This is a genomic window from Kitasatospora putterlickiae (genome assembly GCF_039527695.1).
Classification (GTDB): Bacteria; Actinomycetota; Actinomycetes; order Streptomycetales; family Streptomycetaceae; genus Kitasatospora; species Kitasatospora putterlickiae.
On sequence record NZ_BAAAKJ010000394.1, the window covers coordinates 1 to 1,181 of the forward strand.

1 protein-coding gene is annotated in these 1,181 nt (G+C 73.6%); it reads left to right on the plus strand.

All coding sequences use genetic code 11. The features are described from left to right. A partial coding sequence (locus tag ABD308_RS33920; RefSeq protein WP_344343597.1) for an LCP family protein occupies nt 1-1,181 on the plus strand: 1,181 nt, incomplete at both ends.

Genomic DNA, 1,181 nt, shown 5'->3' on the forward strand with positions numbered 1-1,181 from the left:
CGACGGCCGGCGCGGTGCCCGGCGGCTGATCGCCTGGTCGGTGGCCGGGGTGCTGGTGGTCCTGGCCGGGGCCGGCGGCGCGGTCTACTACCGGCTGAACGGCAACCTCCGGTCCTTCGACGCCGACGCCATCGCGCCCGACCGCCCGCCCGAACCCAGCGCCGACGCCCACGGCCACCGGCCCGTCAACCTGCTGCTGATCGGCTCCGACTCGCGCGCCGGGAGGAACAGCGACCTCGGCGGCGGCGACGAGGGCGGCGCCCGCTCCGACACCACCATCCTGCTGCACGTCTACGCCGACCACCGGCACGCGGTCGGCGTCTCGATCCCGCGCGACGCCCTGGTGACCGTCCCCCGGTGCAGGCTCCCGAACGGCACCTGGACCCGGGAGCAGCCCGGACAGATGTTCAACTCCGCCTTCTCGGTGGGCAATTCGGAGGCCGGCAACCCGGCCTGCACGCAGAACACGGTGGAGCGGCTCACCGGCATCCGGATCGACCACACCATCGAGGTCAACTTCGCCGGCTTCGCCGCGATGACCGGCGCCGTCGGCGGCGTCGACGTCTGCCTGCCGAACGCCGTCCACGAGGGGAACATCAACCCCAACCTGGGCCGGAAGGGCAAGGTGGTGCTGGCCAAGGGCCGCCAGCGGGTCTCCGGGCAGCAGGCGCTGGACTACGTCCGGCTCCGGCACGGCGTCGGCGACGACTCGGACGTCGGACGGATGAAGCGCCAGCAGGCCTTCCTGGCCTCACTGCTGTCCCGGATCAAGAGCAGGGGACTGAACCCCGCGACACTGCTGCCGCTGGCCGACGCCGCCACCCGGTCGATGACCGTCGATCCCGGCCTCGACTCGGCCGCCAAGCTGGTGGACTTCGCGCTGACGCTCAAGGACATCGACCTGCACGAGGTCAAGTTCCTGACCACGCCCTGGCGTTACAACGGCCCGCGGATCGACCTGGTGCACCCGGCGGTCGACACCCTGTGGCGGACCCTGCAGGCCGACCGGACCATCGACGGCCAGGACGCCACCGGCCACCAGCAGGACGCCACCGCCACGCCGTCCCCGCCCACCCCGACCGTGCCGCCGTCCCCGCCCTCACCGCCCGCGGCGCTCGGCGCCGACGGCGCGCCGATCCGGGTCACCGTCCACAACGGCACCGGCACCCCCGGCCTGGCCG